A 21,354-nucleotide genomic window follows, 5' to 3' on the forward strand; every position below is an offset into this window, starting at 1 on the left:
GTCCGGGGCTGCTCAGTCGTCCGAGGTCGGCGTGTCGGAGCTCGGCGTGTCGGGGGTCGCTTCGTCTACGTCGCCGACAGCCCTCGCGTCGCCGTCTGCGGTGACGTCAGCGGTCGCGTCGGCAGTCGCATCCGCGTTGCCGCCGTCCTCGCCGTCGAGAGCCGCGGGCCCTTGCTCGACCAGCACGCGGAACTGTGCGGCGTCGAGAATGCGCAGACCGAGCTCTTCGGCCTTCGCCAGCTTTGACCCGGCTCCCGGGCCGGCCGCCACGAAGTCCGTCTTCTTCGACACGCTCGATGCGGCCTTGCCCCCGGCAGCGAGGATGGCCTCCTGCGCCCCCTCGCGGGAGTACCCCTCGAGAGACCCGGTCGCCACGACCGTGAGCCCCGCGAGCACACCACCGGCGGCTGCTGCGGCGCCTGGCCCCGGGTGGCCGGGGATGGCGAAGCGCACGCCCGCGGCCGTCCATCGTTCGACGATCTCGCGGTGCCAGTCGACCTCGAACCAGTCGATGACCGCGTCGGCGATGATGCCCCCGACGCCCTCGACGGCGGCGAGCTCTTCTCGCGAGGCCGCGCGGATGGCATCCAGCGATCCGAACCACTGCGCGAGCGCGCGAGCGGCCACCGGTCCGACATGGCGGATGTTCAAGGAGACGAGCAGGCGGTACAGGTCTTTCGTCTTGGCCTTCTCGAGTTCGGCCACCAGTTTCAGCGCCTGCTCCGACGGACGCACCTCGCGGTGATCCTTGCGGATGCCGCGGCGTCGGCGCTCGGCGGGATCGAGATCCTCGGTCCCCGGCGGATACGTCGCCGGGCCGAGCTTCTGGAACGGCGCGCGACGCACGAGGTCTCCGGTGTCGGGGTCGACCTTGCGCTCGCCCGTCTCGGAGTCGCGCACGACGACCTCGATGGGAACGAGCTGCTCGATCGTGAGATCGAACAGCCCCGCCTCGGTGTCGAGGGGTGGGCGGTCGGGGACCTCGGGCTGGGTGAGCGCCGCGGCGGTCACTTCGCCGAGCGCCTCGATGTCGAGCGCGCCGCGGGAGCCGATGTGCTCGACACGCCCGCGCACCTGCGCGGGGCAGGAGCGGGCGTTCGGACACCGCAGGTCGATGTCGCCCTCTTTCGCGGGGCGCAGCGCGGTGCCGCACTCGGGACAGTCGGCGGGCATGACGAACGCGCGTTCCGTGCCGTCGCGCAGTTCGACCACCGGGCCGAGGACCTCGGGGATGACGTCGCCCGCCTTGCGCAGCACGACGGTGTCGCCGATGAGCACGCCCTTGACCTTGACCACGTCTTGATTGTGGAGAGTGGCCTGGCGCACCACGCTGCCGGCGACCTTCGCCGGCTCCATCACGGCGAAGGGCGTGGCCCGCCCGGTACGCCCGACCGAGACGACGATGTCGATGAGCTTCGTATTGACCTGCTCCGGCGGGTACTTGTAGGCGATGGCCCAGCGCGGAGCGCGGCTCGTGGCGCCGAGCTCGTCGTGCAGCGCCAGCTCGTCGACCTTGACCACGACGCCGTCGATCTCGTGCTCCACGTCGTGGCGGTGCTCGCCGTAGTGCGTGACGAACGACAGAACGCCGTCGATCGACGATTCGACCCGGCTGTACGGCGACGTGGGGAGTCCCCACGACGCCAACAGGTCGTAGATCTCGCTCTGGGCGGCGACCGGCGGATCGGGCCACGCGCCGAGGCCATGGACGTAAAGGGAGAGGGAGTCGATGCGGGCGAGGCCGGCCTCGAGCTCGAGGCCGGTCTTCTTCTCGATCTGCTGGCGCAGTCCGCCGCTGGCCGCGTTGCGCGGATTGGCGAAGGCGGGAAACCGTCGCGCGGCCGCCTGCTCGGCCTTCTCTTCGTCGAAGGCCCGGCTGCCGCGTCGACCGGCGGCGCGCTCGCGGGACTCGGCCACCGCGCGCTCTCGGTACTCGCCCTGCAGTCTGTTGAGGTTCTCGAACTTCGCGACGGGGATGAACACCTCGCCGCGCACCTCGACGAGGGCGGGATGCCCCTCGCCGGACAGCTGTCGCGGAACGCCGGCGAGACGGAGCGCGTTGTCGGTCACGATCTCACCGACGCGCCCGTCGCCCCGGGTGGCCGCCGAGGTGAGAACGCCGTGCTCATAGCGGAGGTTGAGGGCGAGGCCGTCGATCTTGAGCTCGCTGAGCCAGTGCACCGCTCGACCCGCCGCCGCCTCGGTCTTCACCGCCCAGTCGCGCAGCTCGTCGGGAGAGAAGACGTTGTCGAGGCTCAGCATGCGCTCGGCGTGCTCGATGGTCGCGAGGTCGGTGGCCTCGGCGGCGCCCACCGACTGCGTGGGGCTGTCCTGCCCCTGCAGCTCGGGGTGCAGTCGCTCGATGGCCTCGAGCCTTTGCATCCATCCGTCGTAGGTGGCGTCGTCGACGAGCTCGGCGTCCCGGCCGTAGTACGCCTCGCGCGCGTCGACGATGCGCTGCGTCAGGTCGGCCGCCTCGACGCGCGCGTCGTCGAGAGAAAGGTCGGGAAGCTGGTCGTGCTCGGTCACGTCCTCCAGCTTAGGGAGGGGTCCCGACATCGCCGTCGGGGTTGCCTCACTGCCGTGATGAGCGGAGGGCCAGGGACGAGCGGAGGAGGGATGCCACGGCATCCGCCCTCCCCAGACCCCACACCCTCCGCCCATCACCGCCGGCGGACGCCCCACGCCCGCGCAAGAAGGTCAGGCGCCGACCGGTACCGCCGACACCGTCCGGTCGATCGTGAACTGGCCCATCACGCGCGTGCCGTCGTAAAGCACAGCCGTCTGGCCCGGGGCGACGCCGTCGAAGGGCGCATCGGGCCGTACCGTCAGCACACCGTCCACCAGAGAAGCGCAAGCGGGCACCGGGTCGGCGTGCGCGCGGATCTGCACGTGGCAATCGAAGCGGTCGTCGGCGGGCGCGCGGCCGGCCCAGGTGAAGCGCTCCCCCGCGATCTCGGCGCACGCGAGGGCCTCTTTCGGCCCCACCACGACGGTGTTGTTGATCGGGCGCACCTCGAGCACGAAGCGCGGCTTTCCGTCGGCGGCGGGAACGCCGAGCGACAGGCCCCGTCGCTGACCGACGGTGAAGGCGTGCGCCCCCTCGTGCGTGCCGACGACGGCGCCCGAGCGGTCGAGGATCTCGCCGCGCTCGGCCCCGACCTTGTCGGCGAGCCAGCCGCGCGTGTCGCCGTCGGGGATGAAGCAGATGTCGTGGCTGTCGGGCTTCTGTGCCACCGTCAATCCGCGCTCGGCCGCCTCGGCGCGCACCAGGGCCTTCGACGGGGTCGACCCCAGCGGGAAGTAGGTGTGGGCCAACTGCTCCGCCGTCAGCACGCCCAGCACGTACGACTGGTCCTTGGCGTTGTCGGACGCACGGTGCAGCTCCCGCCCGTCGGGCGTGTCGATGAGCGTGGCATAGTGCCCGGTGCACACGGCGTCGAAGCCGAGCTCGAGAGCGCGTTCCAGCAGAGCCGCGAACTTGATCTTCTCGTTGCACCGCATGCACGGGTTGGGAGTGCGCCCCGCGCGGTACTCCGACACGAAGTCGTCGATGACGTCGTCGCGGAAACGCTCCGAGAAATCCCAGACGTAGAAGGGCATGCCGAGTTTGTCGGCGGCGCGGCGGGCGTCCATCGCGTCTTCGATCGTGCAGCATCCGCGACTGCCGGCGCGCAGCGTTCCGCCCGCGCGCGACAGCGCCAGGTGCACGCCCACCACGTCGTGGCCCGCCTCCACCGCGCGGGCCGCGGCCACCGCGGAGTCGACGCCACCGCTCATCGCCGCCAGAACTCGCATGGGTCCAGTCTACGAACGCGGGGCTGAACGGGCGCCGGATGCCACGGCCCGGGCGTACGCGTCGGGAAGACGGGCGAGCACCGCCTCGACGTCCGCCGACGTCGAGGTGCGTCCCAGGCTGAACCGCAGCACCGAGCGGGCGGCGCGGTCGTCGAGTCCGAGAGCGAGGACGACGTGCGAGGGCTCGGCGACACCGGCCTGGCACGCCGATCCCGTCGACACGGCGATCCCCGCCATGTCGAGCAGGAACAGCAGCGTCTCGCCCGCGGCATCCGGGAACAGCACGTGCGCGTTTCCGGCGAGCCGATCGGTCGGATCGCCCAGCAGGCGGGCCGCGGGGACGGAGCTCAGGATGCCGTCGACCAGGCGATCGCGCAGCGCTCCGAGCCGCGCGTTCTCGCCCTCGCGCTCGGCCTCGGCTGCCGTGGCCGCTGCGGCGAAGGCGGCGGCTCCCGCGACGTCCTGCGTTCCGGCGCGCAGCCCCCGCTGCTGCCCGCCCCCGTGCACGAGGGCCGTCAGCTTCGCGTGCCGCGACACCACCGCGGCCCCCACCCCGACGGGGCCGCCGACCTTGTGCGCCGAGACCGACATCGCCGCCAGTCCCCCGGTCGCGGTCCCGGCACCCCGCCAGGCCGCGAAGTCGACCGCGATCTGACCGAGCGCCGAGACGGCGTCGAGGTGCAGGGGAACCCCGGCTCCGGATGCCAGCTCCGCGAGAGCCGCCGGATTCTGCACCGTCCCGACTTCGTTGTTGGCCACGAGCGCGGTGGCGACGGCGGCTCCCGGGAGCGCCGCGGCGAACGCGTCGGCGTCGATCCGACCGAGGGCGTCGAGGCCGACCGGGCGTACGAGCGCGCCCTGGGTGGCGAGCCAGCTCACGACGTCGAGCGTGGCGTGATGCTCGCCGTCGGGCAGGACGAGGGCGTCGACCCCGGTCGGGCGGGACCACCACAGGCCCTTCAGGGCGAGATTGGCCGCCTCGGTGCCGCTGCCGGTGAAGACGATCTCGATGGCCTGGCACCCCAGTACGAGGGCGAGCTGGTCGCGGGCGTCTTCGAGCAGGCGACGCGCCGCCTGGCCGGCCCCGTGGATCGACGACGGATTGCCCAGCACATCGTGTGCGGCGAGCCAGGCATCGCGCGCTTCTGCGCGCAGCGGCGTGGTCGCTGCGTGATCGAGGTAGACCTGCATCGTGCTGTCCTTCCGACGACGCCTGCCGCCGTTCACTACCCTAAGACGCATGGTCCGACCCGAGACTGTCCTTCCCGCCCGCCCCGGCCTGCTCGGCAGCGCCTTCGACGATCTCGGAGTGAGGCTGGGCCCCGATGGCGGCACCCTCCGCGTGTGGTCGGGTCACGCCGACGCGATGCAGATGCTCGTGTTCGACGACGTCGACCTCGACTGGGCGACCGAGACGGTGACGATGGTCCCCCTCGGCGACGGGGTGTTCGAGGCGACCTCCGCCCTGCTGCGGCCCGGAGCCCGCTACGCCATCCGCGTGGGCGGTCCGCTCGGCCCCGGCAACACCTTCAATCCGCAGACGCTCCTGGTCGAGCCGTACGCGCGGGGGCTCGTCTCGGGCAACTTCGGCGACTGGCGCGCGGTCGTGGTCGAGGGCGGCTTCGATTGGGGCACGTCGACGAAACCGCGCGTGCCGCTGGACAAGACCGTGATCTACGAGGGCCACGTGAAGGGGCTGACCAAGCGGCATCCCTTCATTCCGCCGGCGCTGCACGGCACCTACGCCGGTCTCGCGCACCCCGCCATGATCGATCACTTCCTGTCGCTCGGCATCACCAGCGTCGAGCTGCTGCCGATCCACGCCTTCGCGACCGAGCCGCGTCTGCTGCAGCTGGGGCTGACGAACTACTGGGGCTACAACAGCCTCAACTTCTTCACCCCGCACGCCGCCTACGCCACCGCGGCCAGCCGCGCCGAAGGTCCCGAGGCGGTGCTGCGCGAGTTCAAGGGCATGGTGAAGCTGCTGCACGAGGCCGGCCTCGAGGTCATCCTCGACGTGGTCTACAACCACACCGCCGAAGAGGGCATCGGCGGCCCCCGCACGAGCTTGCGGGGCATCGACAACCGGTCGTACTACCGCCAGACCGACGACGGCGCCTACATCGACGAGACCGGGTGCGGCAACGCGGTCGACACCTCGACCGACGCCGCCGCGCGGCTGGTCCTCGATTCGCTGCGTTACTGGGCCAACGACGTGCAGATCGACGGGTTCCGCTTCGACCTCGCCGTCACGCTGGGCCGCGACGAGCGGCACTCGTTCACGCCGGAGCATCCGCTGCTCCAGGCCATCCGCGACGACGCCGAACTCGCCGACGTGAAGCTCATCGCCGAGCCGTGGGACGTCGGCATGGGCGGGTGGCAGACGGGGAACTTCGGCGACGGCTGGCAGGAGTGGAACGACCGCTACCGCGACCGGGTGCGCAACTTCTGGCTGAGCGACATCGACTACGCCCGCCGCGCCGACACCACCCCCGTGGGGATCGGCGGCTTCGCCACGCGCCTGGCGGGGTCCTCGAACACGTTCTCAGAGGAGCGCGGTCCGCTCGCGAGCATCAACTTCGTGACGGCGCACGACGGCTTCACACTGCGCGACCTCGTCTCGTACGACGTCAAGCACAACCTGGGCAACGGCGAGCAGAACCGCGACGGCGCCGACACCAACCGCTCCTTCAACCACGGCGCCGAAGGGCGCACCGATGACGAACGCGTCCTCGCCACCCGTCGCAAGGCCATGCGCAACCTGATGGGCACGCTGCTCGTGTCGGCCGGCATCCCGATGATCACCGCGGGCGACGAGATGGGACGCACCCAGCGGGGCAACAACAACGCCTACTGCCACGACTCGGCCCTCACCTGGCTGTCGTGGGATCTCGCGCCCTGGCAGCGCGATCTGTTCGCGCACACGCAGCGTCTCTTGCAGATCCGCCGCGACAACCCGGCCCTGCGTCCTCGGCGGTTCGCCCGACTCGGGGAGCGCATCCCCTCGGCCTCGGTCATGCAGTGGTTCGACGAGAAGGGGCGCACGATGTCGAGCGACGCCTTCAACGACCCCGCGCATCGCACGCTGCAATACCTCGCGACCTCGACGCCCGAGCACGAGGACCTCAACCAGGTCCTGCTGGTCGTGCACGGGACCGAGGCGCCGGCCGACATCGTGCTTCCCGCTCTCGACGACGATGCCGGCACGGCCTACGTCTCGCTGTGGTCCAGTGCCGACGAGGCGCCGACCCCCGGCGGCGAGCGTTTCGCCCCCGGCGAGACGGTCTCGCTGGCGGGCGCATCGATGCGTTTGTTCCGCGTCGAGTAAGCGACGCGCCCTGTCAAGGGCGCGAGAAAGGTGAGGGCACGTCGTCGCCCCGCGGTAGGTTCGGACCGTGGCTGACACGACGACTCTCACGCCCGAGCTGCCCTGGCGCAGTGCCGCCTCGATCCCCGTGCGGCCGGTCAAGCCGACACCGACGTCACGGAACGTGGTCACCCCACGCATCCCCCTGGCCCTTCCGCATCCGAGTGTTCCCGGCGGGCGGTTCCGACCGTCGGCCTTCGTCGGCGAAGCCGTGCCCTTCACGGTGACCGCCTTCCGCGAGGGACACGATCTGATCGGCGTGCACGTGCGCCTGTTCTCGCCCTCGGGCGACGAATCGCTGCACCGTCTCAGCCCACTGAACGACGGGTTCGACCGCTGGTCGGCGCTCGTGGTCCCCCTCGAGCAGGGTGTCTGGCGGTTCCGGTTCGAGTCCTACGCCGACGACTTCGCCACCTGGGAGCACGCGGCAGACCTGAAGATCGCCGCGGGCGTCGACGTCGCCGTCATGCGCGAGATGGGCGCTCAGCTCTTCGACCGCGCCCGAGGCGAGAAGAAGCGCCCCGGCAGCGACAAAGACGTGCTGTACGACGCCGCGCGGGCACTCCGCGACCCCGACACGCACGACGACGTCGCCCTCGACATCGTCCGCGACCCCGCGATCGCCGCGCTGTTCCACGCCCGGCCTCTGATGGGCCTGGTCTCGGTCGGGCGCGACGCCGAACTGCTCGTCGAACGCACCCGCGCCGGTGTCGGCTCGTGGTACGAGTTCTTCCCCCGCTCCGAGGGCGCCACGCGCGCCGTGGACGGCAGCGTCGTCAGCGGAACCTTCCGCACCGCCGCCGAACGCCTCCCCGCCGTCGCCGCGATGGGCTTCGATGTGCTGTACCTGCCGCCGATCCATCCGATCGGTCAGACCAACCGCAAGGGCCCCAACAACACCCTCGTCACCCAGCCGGGCGACCCCGGTTCGCCGTGGGCCATCGGCGGGGCCGCGGGCGGGCACGACACCGTGCACCCCGACCTCGGCACCCTCGACGACTTCCGCGCCTTCGTCGCCGCGGCGCGCGAGAACGACATCGAGGTCGCCCTCGACCTCGCCCTCCAGGCCTCCCCCGACCACCCGTGGGTCACCGAGCACCCCGAGTGGTTCACCACGCTCCCCGACGGCTCCATCGCCTTCGCCGAGAACCCGCCGAAGAAGTACCAGGACATCTACCCGGTCAACTTCGACAACGACCCCGACGGCATCCGCGCCGAGGTACTGCGGATCGTGCGCCACTGGATCGCCCAGGGCGTGAAGATCTTCCGCGTCGACAACCCGCACACCAAGCCGTTGCAGTTCTGGGAGTGGCTCATCGCCACCGTCAGCGCCGAAGAGCCCGACGCGGTCTTCCTCGCCGAGGCGTTCACGCGCCCCGCTCCCCTGCAGGGCCTGGCGATGGCCGGGTTCCAGCAGAGCTACACCTACTTCACCTGGCGGAACACGAAGGAAGAACTCGAGGAGTTCCTCTCGGGCCTCGCGCACGAGACCGACGACTTCCTCCGTCCCAACCTCTTCGTGAACACTCCCGATATCCTCACCGAGTACCTGCAGTTCGGCGGTCGACCGGCGTACAAGATCCGCGCCGCGATCGCCGCTACGGCGGCCCCCACGTATGGCGTGTACGCCGGGTACGAGCTGTACGAGAACGTTGCGCGTCCCGGTGCCGAAGAGAACATCGACAACGAGAAGTTCGAGTACAAGTTCCGCGACTGGGCCGGTGCCGAGGCGGCGGGCGACTCGCTGGCCCCGTACCTGCGCATGCTCAACGAGGCCCGACGCGCGCACCCCGCCCTCGGCCAGCTGCGCAACCTCAGCGTGCACTGGAGCGACGACGACGCGATCCTGGTCTACTCCAAGCACCTCGACGCCGCCCTGTCACCCACCGGCGAGAGCGACACGATCATCGTGATCGCCAACGTCGATCCGCACTCGACCCGCGAGAGCACCGTCCATCTCGACACCACCGTCTGGGGTGTCGAACCGGGAACGTCGTACGACGTCGAAGATCTCGTGACGGGACAGGTCTGGACCTGGGCCGACCACAACTTCGTGCGTCTCGACGCCTTCACCGAGCCCGTGCACATCCTGCACGTCAAGGAGAACCGATGACCACTCTTCCTCCCGAGATCCTGGATGCCGTGGCGAACGGCGCGCACCACGACCCGCACAGCGTGCTCGGCGTGCACGAGAGCGCCGACGGCTGGGTCCTGCGCGCGCGGCGCCCTCTCGCGCGAGAGGTGGCTGCCGATCTCGCCACCGGTGACAGCGTCACCCTCGAGCACGTGCACGGCGGCGTGTGGGAAGTCGCTCTCGCCGAGAACCCCGGCCGGTACATGCTGCGCACGACCTACGACGACGGGGTCGAGAACGCCACCGACGACGGCTATCGGCACGCTCCCTCGATCGGCGAGCTCGACCTGCACCTCATCTCCGAGGGGCGTCACGAAGAACTCTGGCGGGTCCTGGGCGCCCACGTCCGCGAGATGGACGGCTCCGCCGGTACGGCCTTCACGGTGTGGGCGCCCGACGCCCGCGCCCTGCGCGTGATCGGCGACTTCAACGGCTGGGACGGCACGGGCAGCGCGATGCGCTCGATGGGCGGCAGCGGCGTCTGGGAGCTCTTCGTGCCCGGCATCGGCGCGGGCACCCGCTACAAGTTCGAGATCCTCACCCGCGGCGGCGCCTGGATCCAGAAGGCCGACCCGATGGCCCGCCTGGCCGAGGTCCCCCCGGCCACGGCCTCGGTCGTCACCGACTCCGAGTACGCCTGGTCGGATGACGCGTGGATCGAAGAACGCTCGACGACCGCTCCGCTGGACCGCCCGATGTCGATCTACGAGCTGCACCTCGCGTCGTGGAAGCCCGGGCTGTCGTACCGTGACGCCGCCGACGAGATCATCGACTACGTCGGGGCCCAGGGCTTCACGCACGTCGAGTTCCTCCCGCTCGCCGAGCACCCGTTCGGCGGTTCCTGGGGCTACCAGGTCTCGGGCTACTACGCGCCGACCAGCCGCTTCGGAGACCCCGACGACCTGCGCTACCTCATCGACCGGCTGCACCAGGCCGGCATCGGCGTGATCATGGATTGGGTCCCCGGCCACTTCCCCAAAGACGAGTTCGCGCTCGCGCGCTTCGACGGCGAGCCCCTGTACGAGCACCCCGACCCCCGGCGCGGCGAGCACAAGGACTGGGGCACGCTCATCTTCGACTACGGCCGCAACGAGGTGCGCAACTTCCTCGTCGCGAACGCGCTGTACTGGTTCGAGGAGTTCCACGTCGACGGTCTGCGCGTGGATGCCGTGGCATCCATGCTCTACCTCGATTACTCGCGCAACGACGGCGAGTGGGCCCCCAACCAGTTCGGCGGGCGCGAGAACCTGGAGGCCATCCGGTTCCTGCAGGAGGTCAACGCGACCTCGTACAAGCGTTATCCGGGCATCGCGATCATCGCCGAGGAGTCGACCAGCTTCCCCGGGGTGACCGCCCCCACCTCGCACGCCGGACTCGGTTTCGGGTTCAAGTGGAACATGGGCTGGATGAACGACTCGCTGCAGTACATCGGGCGCGATCCCATGTACCGCTCACACCACGAGGGCGAGCTGTCGTTCTCGTTCGTCTACTCGTTCAGCGAGAACTTCGTGCTCCCCATCAGCCACGACGAGGTCGTGCACGGCAAGGGCAGCCTCTTCGGCCGCATGCCGGGCGACCACTGGCAGAAACTCGCCAACATGCGCGCGTTCCTCGCCTACATGTGGGGCCACCCGGGCAAGCAGCTGCTCTTCATGGGCCAGGAGTTCGGCCAGATGTCGGAGTGGTCGGAGTCGCGCGGCCTCGACTGGTGGATGCTCGACCAGCCCTCGCACGCGCAGTTGCACGCCTTCGTCGCCGAGCTCAACCGCGTGTACCGCGACCAGGCCGCCCTGTGGTCGCGCGACCACGACGGCGCCGCGTTCTCGCGTCTGGGCGCTCCCGCGTGGAACCCCAACGTGCTGGCGTTCGCGCGCCGCGACCACCACGGCAACACCATCGCCGTGCTGTGCAACTTCTCGGGCGTCCCGCTCGGGGACTTCCCCATCGACCTGCCCGAAGCGGGAACGTGGACCGAGATCCTCAACAGCGATGCCGAGGCGTTCGGCGGCTCGGGTCAGGGCAACTTCGGTGCGGTGACGACCGATTCCCGCGGCAGCGCCGTCGTCACGCTCCCGCTCCTGGGCGTGCTGTGGCTGCACCACCGCGCCGGGAGCTGACCTCGGCGAACGACGAAGGCCCCACCCTCGATCGGGTGGGGCCTTCGTCGTCGGCTCAGAAGAGCAGGGATGCCAGACGGGTACGCGCACGGATGACGCGGGCGTCGTCGTCGCCGACGAGACCGAACAGCTCGAGGATGCGTTCGCGAACGGGCGCCCGATCGTCGGCCGGGAGCTCGGCAAATAGATCGAGAAGACGCGCGAAGGCGTCGTCGACGTGGCCGCCCACGAGGTCGAGGTCCGCGACCAGGAACTGCGCGTCGAAATCGGTCGGAGCTGCGGCCGCGGCCGCACGGGCGGCCTGGAGGTCGGCATCCTGCACACGGGCGAGCAGGCGCACCTGTCCGAGTCCGGCGCGGGCGTCGGCGTCACGGGGGTCTTCGACGAGCGCCTGCTCGTAGGCGGTGATCGCCCGGGCGTAGTCGCCCTCTTCGATCGCGGCGAACGCCTCGGCGTGCAGCGGGGGCAGAACCGGCTCTTCGGGCTCGGCGACCGCGTCGGCGGCTCCGTCGACGGGGATCGTGCCCGTGACGCCGTGCTGAGCCGCGAGCTGCAGCAGCTGCGCGAACACCTCCCGCACCTGCTCCTCGGGGACGGCGCCCGTGAACAACGGCACGGGCTGGCCGGCGACGAGCGCCAGCACCATCGGGATCGACTGCGCGCGGAAGCCCTGGGCGAGCTGGGGGTTGGCGTCGACGTCGACCTTGGCGAGCACGAGACGCCCCGCGAGCTCGGTCACGACCTTCTCGAGCACGGGACTCAGCTGCTTGCAGGGACCGCACCACTCCGCCCACAGGTCGATGACGACCGGAACGGTCCGCGACAGCTCGAGCACCTCGCCGAAGCTGGCGTCGGTGACGTCGAAGACGAGGGGCAGCGCTCCCGACGGCGGGGCCGCCGGGGCGGCCTCACCGGCGGCGGGCGGCTGCGGGCGGTTGCGCAGCGACGAGAGGTCGACGGCACCGCGCATGACGGAACCGGGGGCGGGAGTGCTCACGGGGACACCTTCGCTTCGAGGAGGCTGGATCGATAGCCGAGCAGGCGGATCTGGTCGTCCGACCCCTGGCTGGGGACGTAGAAGAAGACCTGGTCGGAGTAGGTGGTGGTGAAGCCCGTCGCCGACTGGTCGACGCCGGTCAGCGCCTTCACCGCCGGGTTGTTGTCGAGCTTGATCACGGCGTCGGCGTTCGTGGGCTTGGCCGTGTCGCTCTCGTACACGTTGACCGCGACGATCGCGCCGGTGTCGAGGGTGGCCAGAGCGATCGGCGAGGCGGGACCGGCCGAGGCGGCGAAGCTGATCTCGGCCGTGCCTTGACCCGTCTGATTCAGCTCGTCGGTGCGCTTGGTCTTGTTGTCCTGGATGGCGGTCAGCAGCAGGTCGTTCGCCGTGTCGAAGAGGCCGTACGAGGCGCTGTTCTGCCCGTTGTTGATGATGTCGGAGTAGGCCTCCGCGACCTTCTGCGGCTCCATGACCAGGAACGACGAGTCCGGGGGAACCTGCGTGGCGCCCACGTACGGGGCGGCCAGCTCGGGCAGGTTGGTCGAGGCCTCGAGGTTTCCGACGTACGCGGCCTTGTACTCGGCCCAGGGCGTCTCTTGCGTCATCATCATGATCGTCGTGGTCGGAGTCGCCGCGTCAGCGGACTCCACGACCGTCATGAGCGTGCGCGGCCACGCGCCGGTGGTCTGCGGCAGGATGATCTGCACCGGTTCGGCCGGGATGGCGGGGAGGGCCGGACGGTCGGTGATCGCCGCACGCAGCGTGTAGTTGGTCTCGCGCTCCGCGAGCGCCGGTCCCGTCAGGCGGGTGGCGGCGGCGGTCTTGTCGAGGGACGCGTCGGCCTGCGTCACCGCCGTCGACACGCGCGAGACGATGCGCGTCGCCTGCGCCTCGGTGACGGCCGGCGGGAACTGGCCCTCGGGCACGATGACGGTCGGGGACGCACTCGGCGTCTCGGTGGCGGCCAGCTGCGGCCACGCATCGGCGGAGCAGCCGGCGAGCAGGGTGAGCGAGACACCCAGCGCGGGGACCGCGATGAGGGCACGTCGTCCGCCACCCAGGGCTCCGCGTACCCGACCCCGACGGGCCGGCGACTCGCTCACGACACCCGTGCCCGCGGTCCGGGACTCGCCGATCGAGATGGGCTCGGTCACGGGCAGCGGGAGGCCCTTGCGGCGGGGGCGGCGCGAACGACGCACGTGCCGGATGCCGAGGAGGTACAGCACGAGACCGGCGAGAAGCGCGATGCCGCCGCCCACGATCAGCGGGCCCGCCCAGGGCGTGCTGTCGTCGATCGGCCACGTCACGCTGATGTCGGAGGGGGCGGGAGCGGTGCCGTCCGAAGCCACCAGGACGCTCATGTCGGCGGGCAGCTGCAGAGTGGTCGACAGCGAACCGGTCTGCTCGAACTCGTCGAGCCACAGGTCGGAATCGACTGGGCTGCGCCCGGCCACCTGGCCCGTCGCGGTCGCGGTGGGCTCGACGACCGAGGTCTGGAGGCTGCCCTCGCCGCCGGGGACCACCGAGGTGTACCGCGTGTCCGATAGCCACGCCTGCATGTCGGAGGTGCGCCCGTACGAGACGAACACGGCTCCGTCACCCGCGACGCGCAGCGTCTGCGCACCCGGCGTGCTGGTGAGAACCGACCCGTCGATGAGCGTGTAGGGCGTGGTGCCCTCGGTCTGCACGGCCGCGGTGGTCTCGGACGGACCCTGGAATACGGTCCGCTGAGCGATGCCCGCACCGATCATGGCGGCGGCGATGACGAACGCCACCACGGCCCAGACAAATCTCACTCTTCACACCATCCCCACCGGCGGCCCTGGCACCACCGAAGAATCGACGTTTCAGACTAGCCGAGGACGCCTGAAAGTTCGCGGCGAGGCCCGTCGCGCACGTTCGAGGGCGCGGCGTCAGTATCCTGACGACAACGGGCGCCGTCGCACCCGTCCGAGGCGGGAGTCGTCGTCATGAAGATCCACAATCCTTTCCAGGTGGCGCTGCTGGCGACGCTCGGCGTCGGCGTCGGGCTGCTGCTGATCGGCAGCGTCGAGAACCTGTCCACGATCCTGCTGTACGTGGGAACGGCCCTCTTCCTCTCGCTGGGCCTCGACCCCGTCGTCTCGTTCCTCGAGAAGCGCGGTCTCCCCCGGTGGGCGGCGGTCCTCGTGACGATCCTCGGGGTGCTGGGGATCTTCGCCGGCATCATCGTGATGGTCGTGCCGATCATCGTCGGGCAGATCACCCAGCTCGTGGTGCAGATCGAGCAGCTCCTGCAGCCGACCCGGTGGAACGAGATCGTCACGCAGGTGCAGACCTGGGTCGAGCAGACCCTCCCCTGGTTGCGCCTCGACGAAGTGTGGGCCGGTGTGCAGCAGTGGGTCACCACGCTCGACGTGGGTTCCATCTCGACGATGGTGGGCAACAGCCTCCTCACGATCGGCGGTGCGGTGGCGGCCGGCGTCGGCGGCGCGTTCATCGTGCTCATCCTCACGATCTACTTCACGGCATCCACCCCGTCACTCAAGTCGGCGGTCTACCAGTTGGTCCCCGCGTCGAAGCGCGCGCGGTTCATCGAGCTGGCCGAGAAGATCACCGACTCCGTCGGCTACTACGTCATGGGTCAGGTGAGCCTGGGCGTGATCAACGGCGTGCTGAGCGCGATCTTCCTGTCGATCATCAACGCGCCGTTCCCGGCCGTGCTCGCCGTGATCGCCTTCTTCTTCTCGTTGATCCCGCTCGTGGGCACGCTCACCGGGTCGACGATCATCGTGCTGACGTGCCTCCTGCCCGGGCTCGGATCTCCCACGACGGCGCTCATCGCGCTGGTCTACTACCTCGTCTACATGCAGATCGAGGCGTACGTCATCTCGCCGCGCATCATGAACCGCGCCGTCTCGGTACCCGGTGCCGTCGTCGTGATCTCGGCCCTCGCCGGCGGTGCGCTGCTCAACCTGCTCGGCGCCCTCATCGCCATCCCCGTGGCCGCGAGCATCCTCATCATCTACCGCGAGGTGATCATCCCGCGGCAGAACGAGCGGTGATCGAGAGTCGGCGCTCCGTCACCCCGCGAGACCGGCCGAGCCGTTCGCCTCGCGTGGGAGACCGTCGTCAGCCGTCGAGGTCGCCGTCCCACTCCACGGGGAGCGGCAGCGCGTCGGGGTTCACGGCGGCGACGATCTCGGTGAGCACCCGACGGGTCTGGGTCTCGCCCACCCACAGGTGCTTCCCGCCCTCGACGGCGATCAGGGTGGCATCCGGAACGGACGCGAATCGCTCCCGCGCCGCATCAGGTCGCAGGTAGTCGTCGAATTCGGGAACCAGCACGACCATACGACGCGCGTCGCCGGCCCACGCGGCGACCTCGTCGGCCGTCGCACGGTGCAACGGCGGCGAGAGCAGGATGACGCCCTCGACGTCGTGATCGCGACCGTACTTCAGCGCCAGCTCGGTGCCGAACGACCAGCCGACCAACCACGGTCGGGGAAGACCCCGCTCGCGCGCGAAGTCCACGGCTGCGGCGACGTCGAAGACCTCGCTCGCTCCGCCGTCGAAGGTGCCCTCGCTCGTCCCGCGGGGTGACGTGGTGCCGCGGGTGTTGAAGCGCAGCACCGCGAGGTCGGCCAGGGCCGGCAGTCGCCCCGCGGCCTTGCGCAGGATGTGCGAGTCCATGAATCCGCCCGCCGTCGGCAGCGGATGCAGGGTCACCAGCGTCGCGACGGGTTCCCGCTCCAGCGGAAGAGCGAGTTCGCCGACGAGGGTGAGTTCGTCGACCGTCCGCAGCTCGATGTCTTCGCGACGGGCGGGGAGCAGAACGGGTCCGCGTATCTCCATCAGGCGATCCTCCAACAGTGCGTGTGCCAATGGCGTCGGGCGGCGAGGTCGGCGGCGTCGCCGAGCACGCCGTCGGCCCGCCAGACGACGAGGTGGGCGGTTCCGGCCACGACCGGGCGACCGCAGCCGGGGCAGACGTAGTCCTTCAGCGCTTGCGGTGCCGAGATGGGCTGCACGGTCCAGTCGATCCCGCGTTTGACCTCGGTGCGCTTCCACCCGGCGATCAGGCGATCGAGGGAATCCTCGCCGCGGCCGGGTTCCGGGCGACGTTTACGGGAGCGGGGCATGACCGCCGCTCACCACCAGTGGTTGCTGGTCCAGAACGCGTAGGCGCCCGCCCAGCTGCCGTACCGGCCCGTGGCGTACCCGGTGGCCCAGCGCAGGTTGTCGACCGGGTCGTAGCCGTTTCCGGGCACCTTGCTGCACGGCAGCGCCTGCACGAGACCGCACGCGCCCGAGGAGCGGTTGGTCGCGTTCGGGTTCCAGCCGCTCTCACGGCTGACGATGTAGTCGACGTAGCCCATGTCCGCGTCGGAGATGCCCGCCGCCGCCATCCACTCGCCCGGGGCACCGCCGCCGGAGTAGAACAGCGGTCCGGCGTCGCCCGCCGACGATCCCGACCCGCTCGACGGCGTGGGGGTCGGTGTCGGGGTCGGCTTCGGCTTGACGTAGACGTTGTAGCTCGAGCGATCGAGCACGGGGACCTGCTTCTCGCCCGAGGTCGACACGGCCTGCGTGTCGGCGAGGCCCTCGGCGTAGAGCGTGACCGTGCGGGGTTCGTCAGCCTGGGCCGGCATCAGCGCCGCACCCATCGGGCCGACGTACGCGGCGGCGAAGAGCACCGCGGCGCACGAGGCGAAGACACCGACCACCCCGCGTCGGCGAGACCAGCGCGGCGCCGAACGACCCGGAAGCGCGGGCGGCACGACGTCGACGGACACCACGCCCCGGCGGGCGGCGCGGGACGAGGAGGCACGCGAGAGGTCTGAACCGGCAGTCACAGTGTGCTCGAGTCTACCGACGCCCGCGGGCGCGTGCCACGTGAACGGGTCATCCGACGGCGAGCATGACCTCGACGACGGCATCGAGCACGGCGTCGACCTGCGCCTCGCGGTATCCGCCGCGCTGCATGCGGAAGGCGACGGCGCGCACCTGCTCGGGCGTGACGGGGTGGCCCGCCGCCAGATACCCCGCGACACGGTCGGCGACGACGTCGACCTCGTCGACCCGGTAGCCGTAACGGAGCAGGCCGACGCGATCGAAGCGTTCGCCGCGCGGGCGGCCCAGACGATCGAGCACGACCTGGGCCGTGTCGCGCGTCTCGGCGACCCACGCCCGGGCGCCCAGGCGCGACAGGGCGAACTCCCGCTCGCGGGCGGCGAAGGCGTCCTCGACGCGTCCGAGCGCCGCGTCGACGGCGGCGACCGCGTAGCCGCCGCGCACGAGAGGGAAGGCGGCAGCGCGGATCTCCGACGAGCGCAGCGCTCCCTCGGCATCCGCTTCGAACGCCTCGCGCGCTTGCGCGAGGAAGGCGTCGACGGCCCGCTTCTCGTAGCCCTTGGAGCGCCCGGAGGCCTCGGGGAACGGCGTCGCGCTCACTCGATCGTGGATCGGGGTCTCGGTCATGACACTCCCAGCGGGGCGAGCAGGTAGAACATCACCAGTGCGGCGGTGGCCGACGGCAGGATCGAGTCGAGGCGGTCGAGCACTCCCCCGTGGCCGGGGATCCAGGAGCTCATGTCCTTGATGCCGAGGTCGCGCTTGAGCATCGACTCACCCAGGTCGCCGACCGTCGCCGTCGCCAGCACGACGGCGCCGAAGATGAGACCCGCCCACCACGGCACCTGCAGCATGAAGACGGCCAGCAGCGCCCCGGCGACGAGGGCGGCGACGCAGGCCCCGGCGAAGCCCTCCCAGGTCTTCTTCGGGCTGATGCGGGGGGCCATCGGATGCCGCCCGCCCCGCCCGAACGTCAAGCCCGACACGTACGCGCCGGTGTCGGCGGCGACGGCCAGGATGAGGAACGCCAGCACCCACCATTCGCCGCGCGGCTGCGCGAGCAGGATCAGCGCGACGCTGGTGAGGAAGGGGACGTAGAGCTGCACGAAGCCGCCGACCAGAACGTCGCCGATCACCTCGATGGGCGCGCGACCGTCGTCCGAGAACAGCTGCGCGGTGAGGCGCCACACGATGACCACGACGACCGCGACCAGGGTGGCGACCCAGTGCACCCACGCGCCGAGGAAGAACCCGCTGAGCACGAGCAGGAAGCCCATGACGAGCTGGGGCACCACATCGACGCGCCGCCCGGCCACCTGGAGCGCGCGCGAGAACTCGAGCACGCCCAGCACCATGGCCGCCGCGGCGAACAGCACGAAGAGCCACTTGACGAAGACCAGCGACGCGATCACGATCACGCCGATGCCGACACCGATCAGGGTGGCGACGATGAGGTCGCGGCCCGTGCGCTGCTTGAGACGCTCGTTGGCCTGGTCGAACTCCGCGCGGGCATGCGCGATGTGCTGCTCGGCGTCGGTGCGCATCGCCCGCAACTGTGACTCGATGGCGGTCACGCCCTCGCCCGTGATCGGCGAACGGCGCACCGGATCGGCCCGGCGAGCACCGGTCGGATCGACCGGATCGGTGTCGCCGGTCTCGGGCAGGTCGGTCATGACTCAGACCTCGAGGAGTTCGGCCTCTTTGCGCTTGAGAGCCTCGTCGATCTTGTCGACGTGCGTGCGCGTGAGGCCATCGAGGTCCTTCTCGGCGCGGACGAGCTCGTCTTCGCCGACATCGCTCTTCAGCGCGTCGAGGTCGTCCTTGGCCTTGCGGCGGAGGTTGCGCACCTGCACCTTGGCGTCTTCGCCCTTGCCGCGCACGATCTTGACGTACTCCTTGCGGCGATCCTGGGTGAGCTCCGGCATGGTGATGCGCACGATCGTGCCGTCGTTCGTCGGGTTGACCCCGAGGTTCGGCATGTCGCGGATCGCCTGCTCGATCGCCTTGAGCGCCGACTTGTCGTAGGGGTTCACCACGAGCGTGCGGGCCTCGGGGTTGTTCAGCGAGGCGAGCTGGCCGAGAGGGGTGGGCGAACCGTAGTAGTCGACCAGCACCTTCTGGAACATCTGGGGGTTCGCGCGTCCGGTACGGACGGTCGCGAAGTCCTCCTTGGCGGCCTCCACGGCACGATCCATGCGCGCTCCGGCATCGGCGAGGACATCGGCGATCACGGTGACTCCATTCGTTGGGACTGACTTCTCAGTCTAGCCGCGTGCGGACCCGGCTCCCCGGGCCCGCACGGCGCGTCATGTGGTGACCAGGGTGCCCATCGTCTCGCCGAGCAGCGCACGGGTGACGTTGCCGGCCGGCTCCATGCCGAACACGCGCATGTCGATCCCGTTGTCCATGCACAGGCTGAACGCCGTCGAGTCGACGACCTTGAGGCCCTTCTGCAGGGCGTCGCGGTAGGTGAGGTGATCGAGTTTGACGGCGTCGGCGTCGGTGCGCGGGTCGGCGGTGTAGACGCCGTCGACGCCGTTCTTGGCGACCAGCACCTCGATGGCGCCGATCTCGAGCGCGCGCTGGGCGGCGACGGTGTCGGTGGAGAAGTACGGCAGCCCCGCTCCCGCGCCGAAGATGACCACGCGGCCCTTCTCGAGGTGGCGCACGGCGCGACGCGGAATGTAGGGCTCGGCGACCTGCGTCATCGAGATGGCGGACTGCACGCGGGTGGCCGCTCCCGCCTGCTCGAGGAAGTCCTGCAGGGCGAGTGCGTTCATCACGGTGCCCAGCATGCCCATGTAGTCGGCGCGCCCGCGGTCCATGCCGCGCTGGCTCAGCTCGGCTCCGCGGAAGAAGTTGCCACCGCCGACCACGATCGCGATCTCGACCCGGTCGACCGCCTCGGCGATCTCGCGGGCGATCTGGCTCACGACGTCGGGATTCACGCCCAGTTGGCCCCCGCCGAATGCCTCCCCCGACAGCTTCAGCAGTACACGGCGGCGCTTGGTGGCTTCATCGATCACGTGTGGTGTCCTCTCGTCTTGAACAAACTAGCTCCCCGCCCGCGTCGACCGAAACGACCCCCGGGCAGGGAAAAGGCCCGGGATGCCATGGCATCCCGGGCCTCGTCATGCGTGGATTACGCGCCGACCTTGAAGCGGGCGAAGTCGGTCAGGGTGAGACCGGCGTCGGACGCGACCTTGGCGACGGACAGCTTGTTGTCCTTCGCGTAGTCCTGGTCGAGCAGCGAGACCTGCTTGAAGAACGCGTTGACACGGCCCTCGACGATCTTCGGAAGGGCCGCCTCGGGCTTGCCCTCGTTGCGGGAGATCTCGGTGACGATCTCGCGCTCCTTCTCGACGTCGGCCTCGGGCACGGCGTCGCGCGTGAGGTACGAGGGGTTCGCGAACGAGATGTGCTGCGCGATGGAGCGAGCGGTCTCGGCGTCGTCACCCGTGTAGGCCAGGACCACGCCGACCTGCGGGGGCAGGTCCTTGCTGGTCTTGTGCAGGTAGACCTCGAACTTGTCGCCCGAGATGGTGCGCACGCGACGGAGCTCGACCTTCTCGCCGATGATCGCGGCCTCGTCCGAGATGAGCTGCTCGACGGTCTTGCCGTCGGCGTCGGCGGCCAGGGCAGCCTCGACCGAGTCGGCGCCGGCGGCGGATGCCGCGTCGACGACCTTGTCGGCCAGAGCGATGAAGCGCTCGTTCTTGGCGACGAAGTCGGTCTCGCAGGCGAGCTCGAGCAGCGTGACGGTGCCGTTGACCTCGCGCGCGGCGACGAGGCCCTCGCTGGTCGAACGGTCGGCGCGCTTGGCGTTGCCCTTGGCGCCCTTGAGGCGCAGGATCTCGACGGCCTTCTCGACGTCGCCGTCAGCCTCTTCGAGCGCCTTCTTGGTGTCGACCATGCCCGTGCCGAGCTGCTCGCGCAGCGCCTTGATGTCGGCGATCGTGAAGTTTGCCATGGTGTGGCGGTCTCCTTGTCGTTTGCGTTCTAGATGTGAGCCCGGCGGGGCCGTGTCACCACCCTCGCGAAGAGGGGGCGGTCACGACCCCGCCGGATCGTAGCCTGTGCGGGTGACGCCCCGGCCACCCGAGGG

17 protein-coding genes are annotated in these 21,354 nt (G+C 70.2%); 4 read left to right on the forward strand and 13 right to left on the reverse strand.

All coding sequences use genetic code 11. The annotated features are described in order from the left end of the window. Positions 1-12: 12 nt before the first annotated feature. From ligA to IFU40_RS07045, 3 genes are all read right to left on the reverse strand, one after another. Entirely contained in the window at positions 13-2,559 is a 2,547-nt protein-coding gene (ligA, locus tag IFU40_RS07035; protein WP_249404103.1) for an NAD-dependent DNA ligase LigA, read from the reverse strand. Between the two features lie 141 nt (positions 2,560-2,700). After that, positions 2,701-3,798, reverse strand: a complete 1,098-nt coding sequence (gene mnmA / locus IFU40_RS07040; RefSeq protein WP_191925867.1) for a tRNA 2-thiouridine(34) synthase MnmA — start codon at positions 3,796-3,798, stop codon at positions 2,701-2,703. Positions 3,799-3,807: 9 nt separating this feature from the next. After that, the gene (locus IFU40_RS07045; protein ID WP_191925868.1) at positions 3,808-4,989 is read right to left on the reverse strand and encodes a cysteine desulfurase family protein; all 1,182 of its coding nucleotides are present in this window, start codon (positions 4,987-4,989) and stop codon (positions 3,808-3,810) included. A gap of 49 nt (positions 4,990-5,038) precedes the next feature. On the opposite strand from IFU40_RS07045, the gene glgX reads away from it, so the two are divergent. From glgX to glgB, 3 genes are all read left to right on the forward strand, one after another. Next, the gene (gene glgX, locus IFU40_RS07050) at positions 5,039-7,126 is read left to right on the forward strand and encodes a glycogen debranching protein GlgX (RefSeq protein ID WP_191925869.1); all 2,088 of its coding nucleotides are present in this window, start codon (positions 5,039-5,041) and stop codon (positions 7,124-7,126) included. Positions 7,127-7,193: 67 nt separating this feature from the next. Further along, positions 7,194-9,278 carry an alpha-1,4-glucan--maltose-1-phosphate maltosyltransferase gene (locus IFU40_RS07055; protein ID WP_342343495.1) on the forward strand — a complete coding sequence of 695 codons (2,085 nt, stop codon included), beginning with the start codon at positions 7,194-7,196 and terminating at the stop codon, positions 9,276-9,278. Further along, positions 9,275-11,416, forward strand: a complete 2,142-nt coding sequence (glgB, locus tag IFU40_RS07060) for a 1,4-alpha-glucan branching protein GlgB (RefSeq protein WP_191925870.1) — start codon at positions 9,275-9,277, stop codon at positions 11,414-11,416. Before IFU40_RS07055 ends, glgB begins: the two co-directional genes overlap by 4 nt. Positions 11,417-11,471: 55 nt before the next feature. Here the strand turns inward: glgB and IFU40_RS07065 are convergent, their stop codons facing one another. Together IFU40_RS07065 and IFU40_RS07070 are read right to left on the reverse strand one after the other, a co-directional pair. After that, complete coding sequence (locus IFU40_RS07065) at positions 11,472-12,413, reverse strand: tetratricopeptide repeat protein (protein ID WP_191914967.1); 942 nt, start codon at positions 12,411-12,413, stop codon at positions 11,472-11,474. Beyond that, positions 12,410-14,212, reverse strand: a complete 1,803-nt coding sequence (locus IFU40_RS07070) for a glycosyl transferase (protein WP_191925871.1) — start codon at positions 14,210-14,212, stop codon at positions 12,410-12,412. Before IFU40_RS07070 ends, IFU40_RS07065 begins: the two co-directional genes overlap by 4 nt. A 174-nt stretch (positions 14,213-14,386) precedes the next feature. Here IFU40_RS07070 and IFU40_RS07075 point away from each other — a divergent pair, with 174 nt between their 5' ends. After that, positions 14,387-15,460, forward strand: coding sequence for an AI-2E family transporter (locus IFU40_RS07075; RefSeq protein WP_055836721.1), 1,074 nt, complete (start codon positions 14,387-14,389; stop codon positions 15,458-15,460). A gap of 67 nt (positions 15,461-15,527) precedes the next feature. On the opposite strand, the gene IFU40_RS07080 is transcribed toward IFU40_RS07075, so the two are convergent. From IFU40_RS07080 to tsf, 8 genes are all read right to left on the reverse strand, one after another. After that, on the reverse strand, positions 15,528-16,250 hold the full coding sequence (locus tag IFU40_RS07080) for an alpha/beta hydrolase (protein ID WP_191925872.1): 723 nt from the start codon (positions 16,248-16,250) through the stop codon (positions 15,528-15,530). Next, a complete protein-coding gene (locus IFU40_RS07085; protein WP_191925873.1) occupies positions 16,250-16,537 on the reverse strand; it encodes a hypothetical protein in 288 nt (95 codons plus the stop codon). The genes IFU40_RS07080 and IFU40_RS07085 overlap by 1 nt, the downstream gene beginning before the upstream one ends. Positions 16,538-16,546: 9 nt before the next feature. After that, the gene (locus tag IFU40_RS07090; RefSeq protein ID WP_249404104.1) at positions 16,547-17,251 is read right to left on the reverse strand and encodes an aggregation-promoting factor C-terminal-like domain-containing protein; all 705 of its coding nucleotides are present in this window, start codon (positions 17,249-17,251) and stop codon (positions 16,547-16,549) included. A gap of 49 nt (positions 17,252-17,300) precedes the next feature. Next, entirely contained in the window at positions 17,301-17,876 is a 576-nt protein-coding gene (locus IFU40_RS07095; protein ID WP_055836710.1) for a DivIVA domain-containing protein, read from the reverse strand. Beyond that, positions 17,873-18,922, reverse strand: a complete 1,050-nt coding sequence (locus IFU40_RS07100; protein WP_070407864.1) for a phosphatidate cytidylyltransferase — start codon at positions 18,920-18,922, stop codon at positions 17,873-17,875. Before IFU40_RS07100 ends, IFU40_RS07095 begins: the two co-directional genes overlap by 4 nt. Before the next feature lie 3 nt (positions 18,923-18,925). Further along, entirely contained in the window at positions 18,926-19,480 is a 555-nt protein-coding gene (frr, locus tag IFU40_RS07105; RefSeq protein WP_055836704.1) for a ribosome recycling factor, read from the reverse strand. 75 nt (positions 19,481-19,555) lie between these two features. Then, the gene (gene pyrH / locus IFU40_RS07110) at positions 19,556-20,275 is read right to left on the reverse strand and encodes a UMP kinase (RefSeq protein ID WP_055836701.1); all 720 of its coding nucleotides are present in this window, start codon (positions 20,273-20,275) and stop codon (positions 19,556-19,558) included. A gap of 116 nt (positions 20,276-20,391) precedes the next feature. Then, positions 20,392-21,219 carry a translation elongation factor Ts gene (gene tsf, locus IFU40_RS07115; RefSeq protein WP_191914964.1) on the reverse strand — a complete coding sequence of 276 codons (828 nt, stop codon included), beginning with the start codon at positions 21,217-21,219 and terminating at the stop codon, positions 20,392-20,394. Positions 21,220-21,354 lie beyond the last annotated feature (135 nt).

Source organism: Microbacterium sp. CFBP 13617 (assembly GCF_014839445.1).
GTDB lineage: Bacteria > Actinomycetota > Actinomycetes > Actinomycetales > Microbacteriaceae > Microbacterium.